This window comes from Streptomyces anatolicus (genome assembly GCF_019400875.1).
GTDB classification, from domain to species: Bacteria; Actinomycetota; Actinomycetes; order Streptomycetales; family Streptomycetaceae; genus Streptomyces; species Streptomyces anatolicus.
In genome coordinates, this window is record NZ_WMBF01000531.1 from 1 (window position 1) to 4,079 (window position 4,079).

The window sequence follows — 4,079 nt, forward strand, 5'->3', positions numbered from 1 at the left end:
GTCGCGGGAGGCGCGGCCGTAGAGCAGAGCGTGGAACACCGTGTCGGGGAAGACCATGTGCAGGTACTCGGGCGCGATCGGCATGGGTCGAGCGTAGCGACCCATCTGCCTGAGCAACATTGTCCGGGGCGAATCTCACGATCGTCCTCGTACTGCTCATCGGGCCACCCGGCACCGCCCAGCGGGCCGAACGGCGAGGCCTCGCCCCGAAGCTGGGCATCCCACTGCGCACGACCGCGCTCCTTGGCGGGCTGCTCACCCTCGGCTTCGTCATCGTCTGCCGGCCGGACCCGAGCGTGCTGCGCGCGGCGGCCTGCGGGCTGATCGCGCTCCTCGCCATCGCCACCGGGCGGCGCAGATCGCTGATACCGGCGCTGGCCGCCGCCGTACTGCTGCTCGTCCTGTACGACCCGTGGCTGTCCCGTAGTTATGGCTTCCTGCTCTCCGTTCTCGCCACGGGGGCCCTGCTCACCCTCGCGCCACGCTGGAGTGCGGCACTGCGCCGGCGCGGGGTGCCGCCGAGGTGCGCCGACGCGCTGGCCGCCGCGGCGGCGGCGCAGGCGGTGTGCGCGCCCGTCGTGGCCGTTCTCGCCGCCCGGGTGAGTCTGGTGGCGGTGCCGTGCAACCTCCTCGCGGAGTTCGCCGTCGCGCCCGCCACCGTGCTCGGCTTCGCCGCGCTGGCCTCGGCTCCCGTGGCGATGCCGGTCGCCGAGGCGCTGGCGTGGGGAGCGAGTTGGCCCACCGAGTGGATCGCGGAGATCGCCCGCACGGGGGCGGCGCTGCCCGGCAGCGGCATCGACTGGCCCGGCGGTTGGCGCGGCGGGCTGCTGCTCGCACTCGCCACGGGCGTGCTGATCCTGGCGGGCCGCAGACTCGCCAGGCACCCGTGGCTCGCCGGGGCCTGCGCCCTGCTGCTCCTGCTGGCGATCGTCCAGCCGCCGCCCCTCACCAGGGTGATCGCGGGCTGGCCGCCGCCGGGGTGGCGCATGGTGATGTGCGACGTGGGCCAGGGTGACGCCACGGTGCTCGCGGCGGGCGAGGGCGCGGGGGTGGTCGTCGACGCGGGGCCCGACCCGGTGGCGGCCGATCGCTGCCTGCGCTCGCTGGGGATCACCCGGGTCCCCCTGGTGCTGCTCACGCACTTTCACGCCGATCATGTGGCGGGGCTGCCCGGGGTGTTGCGGGGGCGCGAGGTGGGCGTGATCCAGACGACGGGGTTCCAGGAGCCGCCGGAGCAGGCGGAGTTCGTGCGGGAGCAGGCGGCCGCCGAACGCGTTCCGGTGACCCGGGCCGTGGCGGGGGAGCGGCGGCGCGCGGGAGCGCTGGACTGGCAGGTGCTGTGGCCCCCGGCAGGCCCGGCGCCACCGCCGGAGGGGCCGAACGACGCGAGCGTGACGCTGCTCGTGCGGACGGCGGGGCTGAGCCTGCTGCTCCTCGGGGACCTGGAGCCGCCCGGCCAGCGCGCCCTGCTGCGCACCCCGGCCGCCGAAGCGCTCACCTCCGTGGACGTGCTCAAAGTGGCTCACCACGGCTCGGCCCACCAGGACCCGGAGCTTCTGCGCCGGGCGGCACCGCGGCTGGCGCTGATCTCCTGCGGCGCGGACAACTCGTACGGGCACCCCGCGCCGGTCACGGTCGCGGCGCTGCGGGCGGGCGGGGCGCGGGTGCTGCGTACCGACGTGGACGGCTCGGTGGCGGTGCTGGCCTCCGGCCCGAGGGCGTCGCCTCAGCTGGAAGCGGCGACGCGGCCGCCCTAAGGGAGCTGAGGGCCCGCGAGGGCTTGTCGGGGCCCGGCGCGAGCTGCTGGCACTAGGGAGGAGGCGATCAATTCGGACTACTCGCGACACTTCCAGCGCATCGTCAGCATTCCCGTGATGTGCGGCCGTGTTGCATCGAATGCCGCAACGGTGATCGAATGCGTCTTCGTCGCAGTATGCAGTGTTGTCAAGGAACGCGGGGGTGTGTCGCGCGTGATCGGCCGTTGGCTGGGAAACCGTACGAATCGGGTGGGACGGACGGGACCCATGTCGGCGTTCAGGGTTCCGCCGAACGCGGGGGTGCTCAGCTGCCGGGTGCTGGACCCCGTCAACGAACCCGTGCGGAACGCGGAGTTCGCCGTCAGTGACGCGACGGGCCGCAAGGTGGTCGGTGGGGGGACGGATCCCTACGGCTCTTTCGTCACCACCGTTCCGGCGGGGGACTACCGGCTCATGGTCTCGGCGGAAGGGTTCACTCCGTACCGGGCGAGCGCCACGGTCGGTCAGGAGGCGCATGCCTCGCTCGGCGATGTGACGCTCCAGATCGCCCCGCCCCCGGCGCTTCCCGAGGCCGGTGACTGGGAGATCGACCCCCTGCACTCGTCGGTCGGCTTCACCGCGCGGCACATCGGGCTTGCCAGGATCCACGGCCGGTTCAACAGCTTCGCGGGCGCCATACGGATGGGGGAGCGGATGCGGGATTCCGCGATGCACGTCGTCATCGACGCGGCCTCCATCGACACGGGGGTGCAGATGCGCGACGACCATCTGCGCTCCGGTGACTTCCTCGACGTGGGGCGGTTCCCGACGATGGAGTTCTACAGCGACCGTTTCGTGCACAAGGGCGGCAGTCGCTGGGCGATATCCGGTGGGCTGACGCTGCACGGGGTGACGCGGACGGTCACGTTGGACACGGAGTATCTCGGGGTGGGGCAGGGGCTGGAGGGCGAGACCCGCGTGGCCTGCCGCGCCACCACCGAGCTGCATCGCGACGACTTCACGATCAGCTGGCAGACGATGCTGGCGCGCGGTATCGCGGCCGTCGGGCACAGCATCACGATCGACCTCGACATCCAGGTCGTCCCCAAGAGCTGAGGCTCGGGGCGACGGCCTTCGACGTCAGGGCCTGGCACCGGGCCTCGATGCCAGAGCCCGGGCCAGAGTCAACGCCGGGGTCGGGGCCGACGTCAGGGCCAACGCCGGGGGCCCTCAGGGGGCCTCCAGCCAGCCCTCGTACGCGGCGGCCAGTTCGTCGAGCGCGGCGGGGTCCAGGCGGGACTCGGGGTCCTCGACCACGACCAGCCACTGGGCGTCCTCGGCGTCGTCCTCACCGGCCAGCGCGTCACGGACGAGCTGGGGTTCCTCGGCGACGCCGAAGCGGTCGGGGAGTTCTTCGGCGACCTCCTCCGCGGCATCGCGGTCGGGCAGCACAAGGACATGTCGTACGTCGGTCACGTGCCCATTCTCCGATACGGGTTCTGTCAGTGGCGCGTGGGATGCTTGACCGCGATGGCCAGGAAGACAGCTCACGACGACCCGCTCGCTCCCCTCACGCTCGCCGTGGGGCAGGAGGACCTGCTCCTCGACCGTGCCGTGCAGGAGGTGGTGGCGGCCGCCCGCGCCGCCGACGCGGACACGGACGTGCGTGACCTCGCGCCCGAGCAGTTGCAGCCCGGCACGCTCGCCGAGCTGACAAGCCCCTCGCTCTTCGCCGAGCGCAAGGTCGTCGTCGTGCGGAACGCGCAGGATCTGTCGGCCGACACGATCAAGGACGTGAAGGCGTATCTCGGGTCGCCCGCCGAGGAGATCACCCTCGTCCTGCTGCACGCGGGCGGCGCCAAGGGCAAGGGCCTGCTCGATGCCGCGCGCAAGGCGGGTGCGCGTGAGGTCGCCTGCCCCAAGATGACGAAGCCCGCGGACCGGCTGTCGTTCGTGCGGAGCGAGTTCCGGGGCCTTGGGCGTTCGGCGACCTCCGAGGCGTGTCAGGCCCTGGTCGACTCGATCGGCAGCGATCTGCGTGAGCTGGCCTCCGCGGTGTCGCAGCTGGCGGCGGACGTCGAGGGCACGATCGACGAGGCGGTCGTCGGGCGGTACTACACGGGGCGGGCGGAGGCCTCCAGTTTCACGGTCGCCGACCGGGCGGTGGAGGGGCGGGCCGCGGAGGCGCTGGAGGCGTTGCGCTGGTCGCTTTCGACCGGGGTCGCTCCCGTCATGATCACCAGTGCGCTCGCGCAGGGGGTGCGGGCCATCGGCAAGCTCTCCTCCGCGCGGGGCGGGCGTCCGGCCGATCTCGCTCGGGAGCTGGGTATGCCGCCCTGGAAG

3 protein-coding genes and 1 pseudogene are annotated in these 4,079 nt (G+C 72.7%); 3 read left to right on the plus strand and 1 reads right to left on the minus strand.

Features of this window, described 5'->3' with window-relative positions; genetic code table 11:
• Positions 1–119: 119 nt before the first annotated feature.
• Positions 120–1,757, plus strand: a pseudogene (locus GKQ77_RS28940) (ComEC/Rec2 family competence protein); the annotation flags it as partial.
• Between the two features lie 213 nt (positions 1,758–1,970).
• Entirely contained in the window at positions 1,971–2,852 is an 882-nt protein-coding gene (locus GKQ77_RS28945) for a YceI family protein (RefSeq protein ID WP_219691988.1), read from the plus strand.
• Positions 2,853–2,966: 114 nt separating this feature from the next.
• Here the strand turns inward: GKQ77_RS28945 and GKQ77_RS28950 are convergent, their stop codons facing one another.
• Positions 2,967–3,212 carry a hypothetical protein gene (locus GKQ77_RS28950; protein ID WP_219691984.1) on the minus strand — a complete coding sequence of 82 codons (246 nt, stop codon included), beginning with the start codon at positions 3,210–3,212 and terminating at the stop codon, positions 2,967–2,969.
• A gap of 54 nt (positions 3,213–3,266) precedes the next feature.
• Here GKQ77_RS28950 and holA point away from each other — a divergent pair.
• Positions 3,267–4,079, plus strand: an 813-nt coding sequence (gene holA / locus GKQ77_RS28955; RefSeq protein ID WP_219691986.1) for a DNA polymerase III subunit delta, incomplete at its 3' end; no start/stop codon positions are given.